Annotated in this window: 13 protein-coding genes; 6 read left to right on the top strand and 7 right to left on the bottom strand. The window is 45.6% G+C overall.

From position 1 onward, the window contains the following. Positions 1-2028 (bottom strand): transketolase (locus VK179_21100; protein HLO61262.1); only part of this gene is annotated, 2028 nt, incomplete at its 3' end. 161 nt (positions 2029-2189) lie between these two features. Here VK179_21100 and ychF point away from each other — a divergent pair. Genes ychF through VK179_21085 form a run of 3 tightly spaced genes read left to right on the top strand, consistent with a single transcriptional unit; the run spans position 2190 to position 5341 of the window. After that, positions 2190-3287: a redox-regulated ATPase YchF gene (ychF, locus tag VK179_21095; protein HLO61261.1), complete on the top strand. Its 1098-nt coding sequence runs from the start codon at positions 2190-2192 to the stop codon at positions 3285-3287. Continuing rightward, positions 3280-4953, top strand: a complete 1674-nt coding sequence (locus VK179_21090) for a M14 family zinc carboxypeptidase (GenBank protein ID HLO61260.1) — start codon at positions 3280-3282, stop codon at positions 4951-4953. The genes ychF and VK179_21090 overlap by 8 nt, the downstream gene beginning before the upstream one ends. 19 nt (positions 4954-4972) lie before the next feature. Further along, the gene (locus VK179_21085) at positions 4973-5341 is read left to right on the top strand and encodes a hypothetical protein (protein HLO61259.1); all 369 of its coding nucleotides are present in this window, start codon (positions 4973-4975) and stop codon (positions 5339-5341) included. Between the two features lie 128 nt (positions 5342-5469). On the opposite strand, the gene manD is transcribed toward VK179_21085, so the two are convergent. Together manD and VK179_21075 are read right to left on the bottom strand one after the other, a co-directional pair. Then, positions 5470-6681, bottom strand: coding sequence for a D-mannonate dehydratase ManD (gene manD, locus VK179_21080; GenBank protein ID HLO61258.1), 1212 nt, complete (start codon positions 6679-6681; stop codon positions 5470-5472). 234 nt (positions 6682-6915) lie between these two features. Further along, on the bottom strand, positions 6916-7674 hold the full coding sequence (locus tag VK179_21075) for an SDR family oxidoreductase (GenBank protein HLO61257.1): 759 nt from the start codon (positions 7672-7674) through the stop codon (positions 6916-6918). A 208-nt stretch (positions 7675-7882) separates the two neighbouring features. Here VK179_21075 and VK179_21070 point away from each other — a divergent pair, with 208 nt between their 5' ends. From VK179_21070 to VK179_21060, 3 genes are all read left to right on the top strand, one after another. After that, a complete protein-coding gene (locus tag VK179_21070; protein ID HLO61256.1) occupies positions 7883-9346 on the top strand; it encodes an MFS transporter in 1464 nt (487 codons plus the stop codon). A gap of 88 nt (positions 9347-9434) precedes the next feature. Further along, positions 9435-11699, top strand: coding sequence for a glycoside hydrolase family 3 N-terminal domain-containing protein (locus tag VK179_21065; protein ID HLO61255.1), 2265 nt, complete (start codon positions 9435-9437; stop codon positions 11697-11699). 12 nt (positions 11700-11711) lie between these two features. Beyond that, positions 11712-14651: a glycosyl hydrolase 115 family protein gene (locus VK179_21060; protein HLO61254.1), complete on the top strand. Its 2940-nt coding sequence runs from the start codon at positions 11712-11714 to the stop codon at positions 14649-14651. A 40-nt stretch (positions 14652-14691) separates the two neighbouring features. Here VK179_21060 and VK179_21055 read toward each other — a convergent pair whose 3' ends face one another. The 4 genes from VK179_21055 to VK179_21040 form a co-directional block, all read right to left on the bottom strand. Further along, complete coding sequence (locus VK179_21055) at positions 14692-15270, bottom strand: ferritin family protein (protein HLO61253.1); 579 nt, start codon at positions 15268-15270, stop codon at positions 14692-14694. A 298-nt stretch (positions 15271-15568) separates the two neighbouring features. Continuing rightward, positions 15569-16267 carry a flavin reductase gene (locus tag VK179_21050; GenBank protein ID HLO61252.1) on the bottom strand — a complete coding sequence of 233 codons (699 nt, stop codon included), beginning with the start codon at positions 16265-16267 and terminating at the stop codon, positions 15569-15571. 350 nt (positions 16268-16617) lie between these two features. Beyond that, positions 16618-16911, bottom strand: coding sequence for a P-II family nitrogen regulator (locus VK179_21045; protein ID HLO61251.1), 294 nt, complete (start codon positions 16909-16911; stop codon positions 16618-16620). A 14-nt stretch (positions 16912-16925) separates the two neighbouring features. Next, positions 16926-20045 carry an efflux RND transporter permease subunit gene (locus VK179_21040; GenBank protein ID HLO61250.1) on the bottom strand — a complete coding sequence of 1040 codons (3120 nt, stop codon included), beginning with the start codon at positions 20043-20045 and terminating at the stop codon, positions 16926-16928. Positions 20046-20076 lie beyond the last annotated feature (31 nt).

The following is a 20076-nucleotide window of genomic DNA, read 5'->3' as shown; positions in this document are numbered from 1 at the left end:
TCCCAGCATTTCCGTCACCTGTTTCACCACATTATCAGCGGTGAAACCGAATTTCTCATCAAGCACCTTGTAGGGCGCTGAATAACCGAAATGATCCAGCCCGAATACTTTACCGTTCTTACCGGCAAGTCCCTGCAAAGTGGAGGGAAGACCTGCTGTAATTCCAAATACAGGCAGATTGGGATCAATCACTTCTTCCTGGTATGATTTCAATTGCACACGGAAAAGACCTTCGGAAGGAGCGGAAACAACTCTTGCCTTAATACCTTTTTCTTCGAGTTTACGGGCGCCTTCCATCTGGGTTGACACTTCTGAACCATTGGCCAGGAGGATAACATCGGGGTTTTCCGTATCCTTTATTATGTAAGCTCCTTTAGCGATCCTGGCTGCGTCGGCAATTCGTGTGGAACCGGGAAGAGCGGGGAGGGTAGGAACATTTTGCCGTGTAAGAAGAAGCGCCGTAGGTGTCTGTATGTTTTCCATGGCTAGTTTCCATGCCCAGGTGGTTTCATGTACATCAGCCGGGCGAAGTACGAGCATACTGTTCTGCCCGTGATGATTTTTGAGCTGTTCCATGAGCCTGATCTGGGCTTCGTGTTCAACCGGCTGGTGAGTGGGACCGTCTTCTCCCACGCGGAATGCATCGTGAGTCCATACATACTTCACCGGTAGTTGCATCAGGGCAGCCAGTCGGGCTGCAGGTTTCATGTAATCGGAAAATACGAAGAATGTTCCGCATGCAACAAAAACGCCTCCATGGAGGGCAATACCGTTGCTAACTGCAGCCATTGTCAGCTCGGATACACCGGCCTGCAGGAAGGCTCCGCTGAAATCGCCTTTTTTAAAGGCTTTTGTATTTTTAAGGAAGCCGTCAGTTTTATCACTGTTCGAAAGGTCGGCCGAGGCAACGATCATGTTTCCTACATTTTTGGCAAGCCAGCCTAACACGGTGCTTGATGCGGCCCTGGTTGCTATATCGTCTTTCTGGGCTATCTGTTCGGGAATCATAACAGGCGCTTTGCCTGAGAAATATTCTTCAAGCTTAACACTGAGTTCGGGATTCGCGGCAGCCCACTTTTTCTCCTCATCTTTTCGGGCAAGGGCAGCCTGCTTTTTCTTGTCAAGCACATTCTTATAATATTCGGCCACCTCAGGAAAAACAACAAACGGATCAGCCGGGTTGCCCCCCAGGTTTTCAATTGTTTTCTCAAATGAAGCACCGGCTTCTCCCAGCGGCATCCCGTGAGTTGAAGTCTGTCCTTCGAAATTTCCTCCGTTCGGATCAAGGGCGCCTTTACCCATGGTGGTTTTGCCTATGATCAAAACGGGCTTCGATTTTTCCTGGTTGGCTTTCATAAGGGCAGCCCTGATTTCATCCTGGTCATTGCCGTGTATTGTCATTACAAGCCAGCCCCAGCTTTCATATTTAGCAGCTGTATCTTCAACTGTAACACAATCGGTTTTTGTTGAAAGCTGTATATCATTGCTGTCGTAGAACATGATCAGGTTATGCAGGCCCAGAAAACCGGCCAGTCTTCCTGCGCCCTGTGATATTTCCTCCTGAACTCCTCCATCGGATATGTAAGCATAGGTTTTATGCGACATCCATTCGCCAAAGCGTGCACAGAGGAAACGTTCTGCAATTGCCGCTCCCACAGCCATTGTATGTCCCTGACCAAGAGGACCTGACGTATTTTCAACACCCCTGTTCACATCAAGTTCCGGGTGACCGGGTGTACAACTTCCCCATTGCCTGAAGTTGCGAATATCATCGAGGGTGAATTTGCCGGTGAGAGTAAGGATAGAATACAGCATCGGCGACATATGTCCGGGATCAAGGAAAAACCTGTCCCTGTTTCTCCAGCTCATATCGGAAGGATCCCAGTTGAGGAATTCGCTGTAGAGGATATTGATAAAATCGGCACCTCCCATGGCACCACCGGGATGGCCCGATTTAGCCTTTTCTACCATGGCGGCCGATAAAATACGGATATTGTCTGATGCTCTGTTAATGACTTCTTTTTTCATGAATGATTGTTTTATTGTCAAACACTGTTTATTAGGAACAGCAATTACGGCAAATATAAAATAAACTTTTTCAACCGATTGCAGGGCACCCTGTTTTTTGTTTTATTTGTACTTTTGTCACCAATCACCAGTCACCAGTCACTAATCACTAATCACAAATTATGAGTCTTCAATGCGGTATTATCGGAATTGCCAACACGGGGAAAACAACCATTTTTAATTGCATGTCGAATGTAAAAGCCGAGACTTCAAATTTTGCATTTACTTCAAACAAGTCGAATATTGGTGTCATTCATGTACCGGATAAAAGGCTTTATGAACTTGAAAAACTGGTACCCACCCAGCGTGTTGTGCATGCCACTGTTGAGATCGTTGACATTCCCGGTCTCGCAAAAGGCGCCAACCAGGGCGAAGGCGTAGGTAACAAGTTTCTTGACGATATCCGAAAAACGGATGCCCTCATCCATGTGCTGCGGTGTTTTGACGACCCGAATCTTCCGCATATTGACGGATCGGTTGATCCTGTAAGGGATATTGAAAACATCGATTTCGAATTGCAGGTGAAAGACCTTGAGAGTGTGGAAAAAAAACTTCAAAGGCTTGAGAAGGTTGCCAAGTCGGGCGACAAGGACGCAAAGCACGGGATTGAGGTATTGAATAAAGTAAAATCAAAGCTTGAATCATTCGGAAATATCCGCGATTTGCACCTTGAAGCCAATGACCGGAAATATATTGATGATTTATTTTTGCTTACGGTTAAGCCTATGATGTTCGTTTGCAATGTGGATGATGCCTCTGCTGTGAAAGGAAATGCCTATGTCGAACGTGTAAAGGAAGCATTAAAGGACAGGCACACTGAAATGCTTGTGGTTGCCGCACGGCTGGAATCGGAGATTGCTGATTTTGATAATGAAGAAGACAGGATGGCATTCCTGGCCGATGCAGGACTCACTGAACCCGGCGTAAACCGGATGATACAGTCGGCTTATGCCATGCTCAACCTGTTATCATTTTTCACAGTGGGTGCAGATGAAATCAGGGCATGGACAATACACAGGGGAATGACGGCTCCGCAGGCAGCAGGTGCCATTCACAGTGACCTTGAAAGAGGATTTATCCGGGCGGAGGTAATTAAATACAATGATTTTATTACGCTCGGCTCTGAGCATGCCTGCAAGGAAAAGGGCAAGCTGATGATTGAAGGCAAGAATTATGTGGTAAGCGATGCGGACATCCTCCATATCCGTTTTAATGTCTGAGCTCTGGAAACCTGTTCTTACTCTTTTATTCGTATTTCAGGTTCTCATTGTTCCGGTACACCCGCAATCCGTTGAAAAAAACACATCAGCGGCAAGAAATAGTATTGCCACACGCGGAGAAGTGATCATCAGGTTCAGAATAGCAGATACCCCTGATATCAGCCGACTTACCCGGATCGTGTCTATTGATCAAATTAAAAATGACACCATAACCGCTTATGCAAACTCCGGTCAGTTTGAAGAATTCATAAGACTCAATATTCCCTTTGAAATAGTTGAGGCACCTTCTCTCAGAACAAAGGTGAATCAAAGGTCAGCCACCCGTGTTAGCTATCCGCGGTATGACGAGTATATTTCAAAAATGCACCAATTTGCAATCGATTTTCCGCAGTTGTGCAGGCTTGTGGATTTCGGAACCACACCAAAAGGTCATAAACTTTTGGCTCTTGAAATCAGCGATAATCCCGGTGAACGTGAGAAGGAACCTGTATTGTTTTATTCCGGCAGCATGCATGGCGACGAACCGCTTGGTTACATCCTGATGCTTCAGCTTGTCGATTCACTTCTAAGCGGTTATTCCGTGGTTCCTGAAATAACCCGCCTGGTTGATAATGCTGAGGTCTGGATCAACCCGCTTGCAAATCCTGACGGCGCATATTTTCTTTCCGATTCATCCATTGATGGTGCCATACGGTTTAACAGCAATGCGGTTGATCTTAACCGGGATTTTCCTGAAATAGGACTGGGTTTTATTGATACTACGGCACTTCAGCCGGAAACAAGGTCAATGATGCGGTTTATGAGTATGATAAAGCCTGTATTATCGGCTAATTTTCACGGAGGAGCAGAGGTTGTAAATTATCCCTGGGATACCTGGGAAAGCCGTCATGCGGATGAATCCTGGTATAAACTGATATCCAGGGCGTACACGGATACCGTTCATGCACATGCTCCCCTGGGTTATATGACCTTTTTAAATAACGGGATCACAAGGGGTATTTCCTGGTACCAGGTCTATGGCGGAAGGCAGGACTATGTAAATTATTATCTGAACGGTCGGGAGGTGACAATTGAACTGGGTGATGACAAGATCCCTCCTGAAAATGACCTGGTTAAATACTGGGATTATAATAAGCGCAGCCTTCTCGGGTATATGGAGGAAATGTACACCGGTTTTGCAGGAACTGTTGTGGATTCATTAACAGGTCTGCCTTTGAGGGCAAGGGTCAGGATTATCGAACATGATTTTGACAATTCTTTCGTGTATACAAGAAATGACGATGGATCTTACTACAGGCTTATACAGGAAGGTACCTACCAGGTTGTTTATACGGCAACCGGTTATTCGCCAAAGATTGTAAATGTATCAGTGGAAAACAGGCACCTTACAATTTCCGATATAAAGCTTGGCAAGGGTTTTGGTATGACTGTTTACCCGAATCCCTTCACGTCACATTTCTGCCTGGATATTCCCTATTCAGGTTACAACCTTGATATTCTTTTCATTGATATGCTCGGAAGGGCTGTGAAGATCATTACGATTCCTGTTAAATATTCCGGCCAGGTAGACATTCCGGTAGAACATCTTGCCCCGGGCAAATATGTTATTCATGTAATGTATAACGGGCAATCCTGGAATTTCCCGGTTCTTAAATTAAATCCATGATATCTCACACCAGTTAGTTATGTACAAAAAACTTTTCAATTTCACGGCTACGCTCTTCACCCTGCTTACTGCCAACCTGGTTACCGGCTACATTACCGATAAGCTCATCAGTTATAAATGGCAGGTAAAGCCGTTGCGGTTTACACTGATCTCGATGGGAATCATTGCCCTGATTTTCTTCCCGCTTTTCACATGGCTTCAGCAATGGATTGATTCGTTTTCGCGACGCTTTGTCAAAGCCGGCCATAATCTGGCCGGCCGGTATTTGGGCCTCCTCTTTATGTTCGTGATTGGTTTATTTGTGCTTATGTGCTTCTACGCCCATGTTTGGTATGGTATCAATGTGTTGAAGATGATTACAAACGGCAGTTTTATAAGGGCGTTATAGAAGAAGTTTGAAAAGAAGTTTGAAAAAGAGTTCGAAAAAAGTATTCAAACCGTTTCAAACAATTTCATTCAAACGATTTCATTCAAACGAATTCATTCAAACGAATTCATTCAAACGAATTCACTTCACTACCAATAAAACATGGTTCCATCCTCTTTCCGGTTAACCGGGAGGGAGGCCATTTGATAAGGGTATTGTGCGGCTTTATCTTCATCGATATCCACGCCTATACCGGGAGAATCAGAGACCGACAGAAAGCCATCGTGAAATGAGTAATTGATTTTGAAAACCTCATTCACAATTTCCTGGTGCGGCATGTATTCAAGGATTCCGAAATTGTTGATTGCCATATTGAAATGAATGGAAGCGGCAAGATTAACCGGTGACAGGTCGGTGGCACCGTGAAGGCCGGTCTGAATATGGTATATGGATGCAAAATCAGCTAACTTTTTCAGGTGAGTTATCCCGCCCCCATGTGATAAAGGCATGCGGATGTAATCGATGAGCTGTTCGGTTATCAGCATGGTGTAGTCGTAAACTGAATTAAAGACTTCTCCGATGGCAACAGGCGTTACGGAATGTTTCCTCAGCAACCGCAATCCTTCCTGCAGTTCACCGCTCACCGGGTCCTCCAGCCAGAACAGGCGGTATGGCTCAAGATTTTTTGCCAGTCGCGCCGCCTCAATAGGCGTACACCGGTGATGTACATCGTGCAACAGGTGAATCTCAGTGCCGAATTCATGCCTTGCCGTTTCAAATACCCTGGGAATAAAATCAAGGTATTTCGAAGTGCTCCAATATTCGGTTACCGGTAATCCCTTATGGGCAGGCTCATAAAAACCGGTTTCTTTTGAAGCCACCCCATAGGCATGCGAAATCCCGGGAACACCGGATTGCAGCCGGATGGCTTTGAATCCCTTTTCCTTTTCTTTACCGGCGTTTTCAATTGTTTCATCCAGTGTGGCGCCATTGGCATGAGCATAAACCATCACCCGGTCGCGGCTTTTCCCTCCCAGCAGGTTATACAGCGGTGTGTTGAGCGCTTTTCCTTTTATATCCCACAGTGCCATGTCAATAGCTGATAATGCAGTCATGGCCACAGAACCTCTTTTCCAGTAAACGCCCCTGTAAAAATACTGCCAGGTATCTTCGGTATTGAAGGGGTCTTTACCAATGAGTGTCGGTATGCAATAGCTTTCAAGAAAAGATAGTACAGGTTTTTCCATGCCGTTAAGTGTGGCATCTCCCAACCCGTATATGCCGGCATCGGTCATGATTTTAAGCGTTACAAAATTTCTTCCGGGACAGGTGAGGATGGCTTTTGCGGATGTTATTTTCATTGGTTAGTCTGTTGGTCTGTAGTCTGTTAGTCTGTTAGTTTACTGGTCTACTGGTCTACTGGTCTGGGACCTATGGGACGAATGAGACTCATGGGACTAGTCACCCCATCACCTCATCACCTCATCACCCCTTCACCCCATCACCCTATCACCCCATCACCTCATCACCCCATCACCCTATCACCCCTTCACCCCATCACCCCTTCACCCTGTCTCCCCCTCTCCCGGTCTGTTCTAAAATCCTACAGCATTACCCCCGTCAACCGGCAAAACCACTCCGGTTATATATGAGGAGGCATCGGTGGCAAGGAACAGGGCGGCATCGGCTACTTCTTCCGCTTTTCCCAGGCGACCCATAGGTGTGCGGCTCAAAACCTTTTCTTTTCTGCCGCGGTCCTTATCCAGTGCGTTTGACGACATTTCGGTTTCAATAAATCCAGGGGCAATGCAGTTGACCCTGATGCCCAACGGTGAAAGTTCAACAGCCATGGCTCTTGTCATTCCTTCCACGGCCGATTTGGCCGCTGTATAGGCAATAACCTGCGGAAGACCGTATTGTGATGCCATTGAACTGATGTTTATAATACTGCCTTTTTTATCACGGGCCATGCGGGACCCTACTTCGCGGCTCAGGGAAAATACGGCAACCTGGTTTGTGCGGATCACCGTTTGATATTCTTCATCTGTAACTTCGAAAAGCGGTTTCTTCAGGTGGATGCCGGCATTATTGACAAGAACGTCAATCTTTCCGAGGCGCGTATATATATCGGTCACCATCCCGGGAATTTCGCTAAACCTGGTTATATCAAAAGCTACGAACTCACAAGTCTTTCCCAGGTTTGTTGCGGCTTTTGATAACTTCATCTCATCTCTTCCAACCAGGATGCACCGGATCCCATTTTCAGTGAATTTTCGGGCAATGGCAAGGCCTATACCGGATGCTCCGCCTGTAATTAAAGCTGTTTTAATCTCTTTTTCGATCAGAGGATTCATTTTCGTTTGTCTATTGCCTTGATGTTCGAATTGTTAAAAGTTTGTATCGCTCTACTCTGCAACCGATTGCAAAAATAATTATTTAATTGCTTTAATTTTAGAAATACTTGACGTAAAAAGTACGCTATGTCCATTGTCACGTAAAAAAAGATTTTTACATTTAAATCAGCCTTTTAATATTTCATTTCACTAACCAAAAGCAGAACAAATGCAATCACAAACCGAAAAAATATCAGTAAGGGAAAAAATAGGTTTCGCGCTGGGTGACGCCGCCGCCAATTTTATTTTCCAGACGATAATGCTTCTTCAGCTGAGTTTTTATGCCAATACGTTCGGGATCGGAGGTGGCACCATTGCCATATTGTTCCTTGTAGGACGTCTGATAGGGGCAGTTGCTGATCCGGTCATGGGGGTTATAGCCGACCGCACTGAAACACGCTGGGGAAAATTCAGGCCCTGGATTTTATGGACAGCTGTGCCGTTCGGATTGTTCGGCTTTCTGGCCTTTTTCACGCCTGATATGGAACCATCAGGTAAGGTGGTATGGGCATTCATTACCTATATATTATTAATGCTTGTTTATTCGGCCAACAATGTTCCTTATTCTGCCTTGAGCGGTGTAATAACCGGTGATCAGAAGCAGCGGAGCAGTATGTTTTCAGTAAGATTTGTTTTTGTTGTTCTTGCACAGCTTGCTATACAGGGATTTGCTGCACCTATGGTAAATCATTTTGGTAAAGGCGACAGTGAGAAGGGGTATATGATAACCATGGGTATCTTTTCAGCCCTAGCCATGATCTTCTTCCTGATTACTTTCTCCACAACTAAAGAACGCATTAAGCCCAGTCCCGCCCAAAAGCCTTCGCTTAAAGAGGATATATCAAGCCTGCTTCAAAATAAGCAATGGGTGATCCTGTTCCTTGTGTTCATAATGACTTTTACTTTCCTTTCGCTCAGAAACGGAATGCTTCTTTTTTATTTCCAGAATTACCTGGATTTACCCAGCATGACTGATTTTATGAATAAACTCAACAATGGAATGGGTGGCTTCCTTGAAATGATTGGTCTTGCCGGACAGAATGCCGATCCGGCAGTGAGTGTTTTCGGCATTACCAATATTTTTGGGCAGTTGGCATCTCTCTTAGGAATTGTAATATCGAGTGCCATGGGAAAAAAGATGGGCAAAAGGAATATCCTGGTCATAGGACTGATTCCTTCAACCCTGTTCATCGCACTTTTCTATGTGGTTTCTCCTGCCAATGTGATGATGGTATTGCTTTTACAGGTTTTGTTCAACCTTTCGTGGGGTATTACAATGGCCATTCCATGGGCTATGCTGGCTGATGTGGCTGATTATTCCGATTGGAAGCATAACCGGAGGGCAACTGCTTTGCTGTTTGCAGGCGGATTGATCGGACTGAAAGTGGGTCTTGCCATCGGCGGAGCCATCAGCGGAATGTTGCTTAAATGGTACGGTTATGTTGCTCCGGCAGCAAACCAGGCATTGGTTCAGCAAAGCGACACTGCTATCCAGGGAATCAGGCTTTCATCGAGTTTGTATCCTGCCCTGTCCATCCTGATTATTATCGGTATCCTGATGTTCTACAAGATCGACCGTGCCACTGAAATTCAAATGCAGAATGAACTGGCTGAGAGGCGGAAACAGTATTAGGCTGGATGCTGGATACTGTAAACCATAAACTTATTTATCCTAAATAGTAAATTGTAAAACAAATCGTAAATCGTAAATCGTAATTATTATGAACGCACCCTATAAAAACCCGAAACTGCCCGTTGAAAAGCGGGTTAAGGATCTGCTGAAACGAATGACAATCGAAGAAAAGGCCGCACAATTGATGGGCCTTTGGAACGGGGGAGTTGAAGATTTCAAGGAAGAAATCTTTAAAGATCCTGAGAAAATGAAGGCTGTATTCGGAAAAGGTTGTCATTCCATTCATCCAGCTCCCTTTGGCATCAAGGAAACGGTAGCCATGAGGAACAAGATCCAGCAATATCTTGTCGAGAACACCCGCCTTGGCATACCTGCCATGTTTGTGGATGAAGGTCAGCATGGGATGATGCGGCCGGAATCGACAGTGTTTCCCCAGGCAATAGGCCTCGCCTGTTCTTGGGATCCGGCTCTTTTCGAGGAAGTATATGGCGTTGTTGCCCATGAAATGCGCTCCAGGGGAACTCATCATGCCCTCACACCTGTTATTGATGTTTGCCGCGATCCAAGGTGGGGAAGGGTTGAAGAGACCTACGGTGAAGATCCTTACCTGAACGGAATGCTTTCTGTGGCTGCTGTTAAAGGCTTACAGGGATCCAAAAACGGAAAGGTGGCTAAAAACCATGTGGCAGCCACACTTAAACACCTTGTGGGTCACGGTCAGTCGGAAGGCGGCCAGAACCAGGGCCCGGCAAACTATTCGCTCAGGGTGCTTTATGATTATCATATGCCTCCCTTTAAAATGTGTATCGATAAGGCTAAACCCGTTTCGGTAATGCCGTCATACAACGAGGTGGACGGTGTTCCATCGCATTCAAATAAATGGCTGTTGCTGGATCTGCTTCGCAAAGAGTGGAAATTCAATGGCATGATCGTATCTGATTATTACGGAATCGACCAGCTGTTGCTAAAACATTTTGTAGTAGCAGATGAAAAGGAAGCCGCCGCCACTGCTTTTAACGCCGGTGTGCAATATGAATTTCCCCAGGGAAATTTCTATAAACTTCTTCCCAAACTGGTTAAAGAACGTAAAGTAAAGGAATCCGAAATTGATAAGGCGGTTGCGCAAACCCTGAAATTGAAATTCGAACTGGGTTTGTTCGAGAATCCTTTTATCAATTGGGACGAGGCTATTGCGGTAAGCAAAAAGCCCGAACACAGGCAGGCAGCTCTTAAGGCAGCCCGTGAATCCATCGTGCTTCTTAAGAACGAAGGCAACCTGTTACCCCTTTCGGCTTCAAAATTCAGGAAAATCGCGGTTGTAGGTCCTTGTGCAAAAGATTTGTATTTCGGCGGGTATGCAGGCGAACCTCATCAGAAGGTCAGTTTGCTTGAAGGAATCACCAAAAAGGCCGGGAAACAAAGCGAAGTGCTGTTTGCCCAGGGATGCAAACTCACAACCAATACAAGCACCAGTTATTTTAACTGGAAATACGATGATATCGTTTTTGCTTCGCGTGAAGAAAACCTGAAGCTTATCAAAGAGGCTGTTGAAACCGCCAAAAAAGCTGATGTGATCATACTGACAATCGGTGAAAACGAGCATCTGTGCCGTGAAGCATGGGCCAAGAATCATATCGGTGATAACAGCACACTGGACCTTTTCGGCGAACAGCAGGAACTTGCCGATGCCATGCTGGCGCTCGGAAAACCGGTTGTTGTGTACCTTGTTAACGGCCGTCCCCTGTCAATTAACAAGCTTGCTGAAAAAGCACCGGCTATTGTTGAAGGCTGGTATATGGGCCAGGAAACAGGAACTGCCGCAGCAGACATCCTGTTTGGTGATGTCAATCCTTCAGGGAAACTTACAATTACAGTTCCGAGGTCGGCCGGACAATTGCCCATGTATTACAATCATAAGCCCAGTGCCCAGTTCCATGATTTCCTTTCAGAAAAGATAGATCCTCTTTACCATTTTGGTTACGGATTGAGCTACACCACGTTCAAATATGACAAGATCAAAGCCGAAAAGAAAACAATCAAAAACAGGGAGTCGGTTAAGGTTACTGTTGAAGTGTCCAACACCGGCAAGAAAGAGGGAGTTGAGATTGTTCAGCTTTACATACGCGATAAGGTCAGCACCGTAACCCGCCCTGTGAAAGAGTTAAAGGATTTTCAGCGCATAGCACTCAAAGCAGGCGAATCAAAGAAGGTTACTTTTGTGATCACTGCTGATAAGCTAGCTTACCATAACATCAATATGAAATACGGCGTTGAGGCCGGGAAATTTGAGATTATGGCAGGCGGTTCTTCACGTGATCAGGACTTACTCAAAACTGAGATTGAAGTGAAATAAATCCACCGGCTTATGAAAATTCGGTCGGTCATTCTTATTGGTCTGGGATGGTTATGCCTGGTGATAACTTCACAGGCTTCATCCCTTACTGTAAGTTCCGGCGGAGAGGGCTTCCCGCTTTTTCTGAAGGGCAAAGCTGCTTCACTGGTTGCCAGCAGTGAGGATTTCCCCGGTGTGTTGCGGGCCTTCAAAGATCTGCAGGTTGACATTGAAAAGGTGACCGGTGTCAGTCCCTCCTTCATACAAGGCGCTCCCACCGGCAAATATGTAGTTGTTGCCGGAACAATCGGGAAATGTCCGCTGATTGATGATCTGATCAAAAACGGAAAACTTGATGTCATACGGGTTAAAGGTCAATGGGAAACTTTCTGCATTGCTGTTGTCCAGAAACCATGGAAAGGAGTCAGGGAAGCGCTTGTTATTGCAGGCAGTGATAAACGGGGAACAATCTATGGCATCTATGAGCTTTCAGCCGGCATCGGGGTGTCACCCTGGTACTGGTGGGATGATGTTCCGGTAATGCACAGGGATGCCCTTTTGGTCAGCAGCGATTCCTATGTTGTCGGACCACCAGCAGTGAAGTACAGGGGAATCTTCCTGAATGATGAACATCCCGATCTGACTCGCTGGATCACAACCAAATTCGGAACCGTAAAACCTTCTGAAAACCCTCCCGTTCCTGAAGGTATTGCCAATTACAACCACGAGTTTTATACTAAAATTTTCGAGCTGCTTCTTCGACTGAAAGGCAATTATTTGTGGCCTGCTATGTGGAATAATGCTTTTAATGAAGATGATCCTGAAAATCCCCGGCTGGCCGACGAGTATGGAATTGTGATGGGCACATCGCACCAGGAACCTATGCTTAGGGCTCAAAAAGAGTGGGACAGGAGATACAAGCAAACACTGGGTAGCTGGAATTACGCAAAACATCCTGAAGTGCTTCAACAGTTCTGGCGTGACGGGATTAATCGGAATAAGAATTATGAAAGCCTTATAACTATTGGTTTACGCGGTGCCGATGATACCGAGATGGCGCCCGGAGGTCCTTCCGCAAACATGACTATGCTGGAAGGCATAGTGGATGTGCAACGTAAAATGCTTGCAGATGTAATGCAGACCGACGTTAAAAACATCCCCCAGGTGTGGTGCCTTTATAAGGAAGTGCTTGAATACTTCAGGGCCGGTATGCGCGTGCCCGACGATGTGACATTGTTATGGGCCGAGGATAACTGGGGTAATATTCGACGCGTACCATCTGCTGAGGAAAGAAGCCGTCCCGGAGGCGCAGGAATATATTATCATTTCGATTACCATGGCGGGCCACGGAGTTACCAGTGGATTAACACAAACACTCTCCCAAAAATATGGGACCAGATGACTTTTGCGCGTCAGTATGGCGCCGACAGGGTATGGATTGTGAATGCGGGTCATTTCAAGGCATACAGTCTGCCCATTCAGTACTTTCTCGACCTGGCATGGTATGGCGACAGCCTGAAAAACGACAACATCCGGGAATATCTCAGAACATGGTCGGTTCAGCAATTCGGTGAATTGCATGCTGATGAAACGGCAGACATCCTGGCTCAATATACGCGTTTTAACGGTCGCCGCAAGCCTGAGTTATTGTCACCTTCCACATATAGCCTTATAAATTACAGGGAAGCGGAAGGTGTTGTAACCGACTATAACCGAATAGCCGTAAAGGCAGAAGAGATATACAACAAACTACCGCTCGAAAAACGGGACGCCTACTATCAGCTGGTCCTTTTCCCTGCCAAAGCAAGTGCACTGGTGAATGAGCTTTACCTGGCAGCATCAAGGAACAATTTATATTCACGTCAGCAGAGAGCCAGCACAAACGACTGGGCCGCTGAAGTTCAGTCGCTTTTTGAAGCCGATACAAGCCTGATGGGCTATTTCAACCGCAGGCTGGCCGGTGGTAAATGGGATCATTTCATGGACCAGCCGCATCTGGGCTATATGTCGTGGCGCGATCCCCCTGTAAACAGTCTTCAGCATCTGCAACTGAAAAATATTGATGTTCCGGTGGCCGCTGATATGGGAATTGCAATCGACGGCAGTGAAGATGTATGGCCTGGTGCTGCAGACAGCGCTTCACTACCTGTGTTTGATATATATACCCGAAAAGACAGCTATTTTGAAATTTTCAACAAGGGTGGTTCTCCTTTCCCTTACAGGATTATATGTGATCCCTGGATCAGGTTGTCGCAGGACAGTGGAACGGTGGATAAGGATTGCCGGATCAGGGTGAACATCAATTATGACATGCTTCAGAAAGGCATGAATAAGGGCAATATATCAGTTTCAGGAAACGGTAAAAGTGTAATTATTGCTGTTTCTGCATTCAATCCTTCTTATCCTTCAGTTAAAGAACTCAACGGGTTCGTTGAAAACAACGGTTATGTATCGGTTGAGGCGGCGCATTACTCAAAAAAATCAGATCTTGGTGAAAACAGGTGGCTTGAAATCCAGGATTTCGGCCATACTTTATCAGGGATGAGGGCAACGTCAGGCGTTGATATTCCTGAACTGACACACGATAAAAATGCCCCTTGTCTTGAATATCCCATGTATTTATTCAGCAAGGGTCAGGCAGAAGTTATTGTGTACCTGGCACCCACACTGAATTTCCTTCCCGGAAAGCCTCTCAGGTATGCGATTTCTTTTGATGATGAGGAGCCACAAATTATAACGGCTGTCCCTGCTGATTTTGATGCCCGGAATGGAAACCGTGAATGGGAGCAGACTGTGAGCGATAATTACAGGATTACACATTCCAAGCACCAGACCGGTAATGCCGGCTATCATACGCTGAAAATCCGCATGGTTGATCCCGGTGTTGTGATACAGAAAATTGTTGTGAATATGGGCGGAGTAAAGCAGAGTTACCTGGGGCCGCCTGAAAGCTTTTATCAATATAAACAATAAAAAAGGCCCGGTTTCTGCCGGGCCTTTTTCTGTTAAACCATTAATAATTCTCTTCGAGGAGTTGCATGAAAGCTTTCGGGTGATGGCAAACAGGGCATGTTTCCATGGCCTTTTCCGATTCGTATACATAGCCGCAGTTCAGGCATTTCCACATTACTTTGCCTTTTTTCATGAACACCATATCTTCGGAGATATTCTGCAGGAGTTTCATATAGCGGCGTTCATGTTCGGCTTCAACTTTTGCAATCAGTTTGAAAGCAGTGGCCACTTCAGGAAATCCCTCCTCTTTTGCAATTTCTGCAAACATCGGATAGAGCTTGGTCCATTCTTCATTTTCGCCTTCAGCGGCCGCTTTAAGATTTTCTTTTGTTGTTCCTATTACACCGGCAGGATACCCGGCATTGATTTCAACAACGCCACCCTGGAGAAAACTGAAAAACCGTTTTGCATGTGATTTTTCATGTGTAGCTGTTTCCATGAAAATGGCAGCAATCTGTTCATAACCTTCTTTTTTTGCCTGGGAAGCAAAAAATTCATAGCGGTTACGGGCCTGTGATTCACCTGCAAATGCTTTCAGCAGGTTCTGTTCTGTCTTTGTTCCTTTGAGACTTTTTTCCATGATTATATTAATTTAAATGTTATTTGCTACTTCTTAATTCTTAAATCGGTGTTCCTTGTTCGGTGTTTTTGTTATTCTGTAGTCTGTTAGTAAAACTTCTTAAATGGTAAATCGGTGTTCCATGTTCGATGTTATTTCAGGGACCTTAGGGACTCCAGGGACTCCAGGGTCATCCGGGATCCAGGATCCAATATCCAGTATCCGGCATCTCTTTGTATGGCTCTGCCTGTTCGGGCAGATTGCTTCGTCGCATTTACATTCTTGTTAATGAAGCTTATTCACGCTCCTCGCAATGACGTCACTCTTCCTTCTTCGCAAAATCCTCCTTTGGTGTTCCGCATACAGGGCATATCCATGTGTCGGCCAGGTCCTCGAATTTGGTCCCCGGCGGTATGCCGTTTTCAGGATCTCCAACAGCAGGGTCATAGATATACCCACAGGCGGTACAGTAATATTTCTCGTACAAAGGAGTCTGTTTCTTCAGTTTTTCAGGATCAATGAAAGTAGGAGCATTTTTAGGTGCCTTTCCCTTTTTCACTTCCCTGTAATAGGCATATGTGAGCGGTTCTCCCGTGGGGTTTATCAGATCGCCGTCCACCACGTTTCCGATGAAAAGCACATGTGAACCGGTGTCGATGGTCTGATCAAGCTCACATTCAAACCAGGCAAGCGTATCTTCAAGCAGTATCGGGGATCCGGTTTTACCTGTTATATGCTTAAATGCATTGAATTTGTCAATGTCGCGGCCCGATTTATAACCGAATGTACCGATTATTTCGGGTCGGGTATCCTTTTGCAATACGGATACTGCAAATGTTTTGCTTTTACTGATCAGATCGGCTGTAAGATTATTCTTACTGCATGCGATGGCAAAACGGGCAGGCTCGGCAGTAACCTGGAAAACGGTATTTGAAATATAGCCGTTCTTCTTATTATCCGCAGCCGTGCTCACCACATACAGTCCGTACGTTACCTTAAAATAGGCTTCAATATTCATGGTTTTCAGCTTGTAAGGGATAAATTTAAGCCGAAATGAATTACGGCACAACGGGCGGCAAAAATTTAGAAGGAGTATAAATAAAGAAAGATGCTGGAGGGAATGGATACTGGATGCAAAAGCGCGTCATTGCGAGGAGCATGAAGCTTTATGGTTATTGCAGAATATTAAGCGACGAAGCAATCTGCCCGCACAGGCAGGACATTGTAAAGTGCATCAGCCGTTGGGCTCAGGAAAAGAAATCAGCCCGGTAAAACCCGGGCTGATTAATAATTTTCTGGGGAGGCTCTGCCTGTGTGGGCAGATTGCTTCGCCCCGGAGGAACCGGGGCTCGCAATGACGCGCTTTTCCTACGCCATCTTCTCCACGTTCCAAACGAATGCCCTGATCCCGATTTCATTGTTGATGGCATCCATTTTCTTAACCTTATCCAGAATCTCATCCACCATTTCATCATTAACGATTGTAATAAGGGATGAATTCATTTCAGGCCATGTGTGGGTTCCCATCCTGGGTTCACCTGTATTGCTGCCCGAACCGTAAACCAGCGGCCATTGAGTAAAACCCCGTACGTTAAGTTTTTCAAGCATATACTCCACTTTCTCGGTGAGCGCCTGGTTATAGATGATCATTATTGCTTTCATAATTTCCGGGATTTTTAAGATTCCATAAAATCAAGTTCTTCAGTTTCTCTCTTGTGGCGTATCTCCGACCTGCGGACAACAACCCTGTAGATAACCGGTACAATAACCAGTGTTACCATGGTGGAGAATGTAAGGCCGCCGATTACCGATATACCCATGGGCTTCCAGATTTCGGAGCCCTGTCCGGTGCTCAGCGCAAGCGGAAGCATACCCAGGATCGTTGTAGCCGTTGTCATGATAACCGGGCGCAGACGTGAACGCCCTGACCTTACGATGGCTTCGTCGAGTTCATAATTCCTGTCGCGCATCAGGTTGGTAAAATCGATCAGCACAATTGCATTCTTCACAACGATACCCACCAGCATAATCGCACCCAGCATCGCTATGACGCTCAATGTTGTCTTTGTCAGCACAAGGATCAGAATAACCCCGGTAAATGAGAACGGAATGGACGCCATGATGATCAGCGGCATTTTGAATGATTCAAACTGCGATGCCATGACAATGTATACCAGTATGAGACTGATCAGCAACAACAGTACCAGGTCTTTCATTGAATCCATAAGGTCTTCATAGGCACCGCCGACATTTACCATTACACCGGCCGGAATTTCCATTTTGTCAATTTCAGCCTTGATGTTGGTTGCCAGTTCACCAAGGGCCACCTTATACGGTGTGGCTGAAACAGTGACAACCCTTTCACGGCGCTTTCTTTCCACGTTGGGAGGCGACCAGAATTCCTGGATCTTGCCGATTTCACCAAGTCGAACAATACCTTTCTGAGTAGGAATACCAATGTTTTCAATATCGCTGATCGAACTCCTCGCATCTTTATCAAACCTTACTATGATATCATATTCATTACCTGATTCGCGGAATTTCGAAGCCGTCAATCCTACAATCCTGTTGCGGATCATGCTTGAAACCATGGCTGTGTTCAGGCCGTTATCCGACATTTTATCCTGGTCAAGTGTGATACGCAGTTCGGGTTTTGATTTTTCACGGCTTACAAGCACTTCACGGGCTCCCGGAACCTGTTTTACTTTTTCAGCGATTCGGTTGGCCAGTACACTGGTTTTATCGAAGTCATAACCAAATATTTCCACATCAACAGTGTTGGTAGAGGTTGACATCCCTCCGTTACCTGTCTGGACATTGAATTTTACAATTTCAGGAATTGTCGACAGGTATTTCCTGAATATTTCGGCAATGTCAAATACGCTCCTTTCCCTCTCTTCGGCTTTGGTGAGAGCCATTGTCACATTAATGACATTGGAACCTGAATTCTGGAACAATGCAGTGTAACCTGCATTGTCATCAGAACCTGCCGATGTGGATACTAGATCTTTTTCAGGAATGTTTTCATTAATAAAGGCATCTATTTTCCGGGCAATTTTAACCGTCTGGTCAACCCGTGTTCCGGCCTGAAGTTCAATCTCCGCACTGATCTGTCCTTCGTCAGTCTGAGGAATGAATTCAGTTTTAAGGAACATTACAGCCAGGATGATTGAAAATACAAATATAGCAATAGCTGAAAGAATGACGATTCGTTTGTGCTTCAGTGACCACCGTAATGTTCTTACATAAAAATCATCCAGTTTGTTAAGCAGAGGTAAAATAAGCCTGTCATGACTGAATTTTCCGGGAATTTTTTTCTTGGATTGAAGAACGAGCAGTTTAGAGCTAAGCATAGGTGTAAGCGTAATAGCTGCCAATGCCGATGCGCCGATTGTGATGGTCACAATCCATCCTAACTGCTGGAACATAATGCCCATCATACCCGATACCATAGTCATCGGGAAGAACACGGCAATAATGGTAAGTGTGGAAGCGATAACAGCCAGCCATACTTCATTTGTCGCGTAAATAGCAGCCTCCCTGGGCGTACTGCCCCGTTCAATATGCTTTGAAATATTTTCAAGCACTACAATGGCATCGTCCACCACCATACCAATCGCTATGGAAAGAGCGGAAAGTGAAATGATGTTGATCGTATTTCCTGAAATTCCAAGATAAATGAAAGCAGAGATCAGTGAAATCGGAATTGTCAGAATGATAATGAACGTCGCCCTCCACCTGCCGAGGAAGAAAATTACAACCAGCACTACGAAAAGGAATGCATAAAGCAGTGTTTCGGTGAGGTTGCTGATAGAATCGGAAATATAATCACTGGTGTTGAAAATGGTGCTGATCTGTATATCCGAAGGCAGTGTTTTTTGAAGCAGCGCAAGTTGTTTCTGAATTTCGCGGGCAACCTGCACTGTATTGGCTCCCGACTGCTTCTGCACCATCATGGTGATACCCTGGCGGCCGTTTACCTTTTCGTCGAGATTCGATTCCTTCAGGGAATCGGATACTGTGGCCACATCTTTCATGCGAATGGTTTTGCCGCCGAAATTTCCAAGCACGATATTCTTCACCTGCTCGCTTTCGGCAAACTCACCCTGCACACGCAACGGGTAACTCATTTGTCCCATATCCACACTTCCGGAAGGCATATTCAGATTTTCTGCAGCCAGCACAGAACCAATTTGTTCAATGCTGAGGTTATAAGCCTCCATTCTGCGGGGATCAATGTTCACCATAACCTGGCGGGTGGGTACGCCCAACAGACTGATAGAACCCACTCCGTCGATACGGTTCAGCGGGTTTACGATCTTTTCCTCAAGCTCATTCTTAATACCGGCATAGCTTGCATCGGCTGTAACGGCATACATCAGGATGGGCATCATATTCGTGCTGAATTTGAAAATAATCGGATCCTGGCATCCTTCAGGAAGAGTAGAGGTGACAAAACCCAGCGCGTCCCTGACGTCGTTTGCTGCACCGTCAAGACTGGTTCCATATTCAAATTCAAGAGTTACAACCGACACGTTATCACGTGAAGTGGATGTTATTTCTTTTACACCGGTGACCGTGTTCAGGCTGTTTTCGATAAGTTCCGAAACATTCCTTTCGACGTCCGAAGCATTGGCGCCGGAGTAACTTGTGAATACCATGATGGCCGGATACTCCATCTCGGGGTAGAAGTCGATCGGGAGTTTAATGAACGAATAGATCCCAAAGACAATCACACCCATGAAAAGCATGATGGTGGTTACCGGATTCTTTACAGCGCTACCGTAAATACTCATAATTTAAATCTTTAAAGCTTTTAAAATATCA

Source organism: Bacteroidales bacterium (genome assembly GCA_035299085.1).
In the GTDB taxonomy this organism is placed as follows: domain Bacteria; phylum Bacteroidota; class Bacteroidia; order Bacteroidales; family UBA10428; genus UBA5072.
This window is presented reverse-complemented; position numbering and strand designations above follow the sequence as displayed.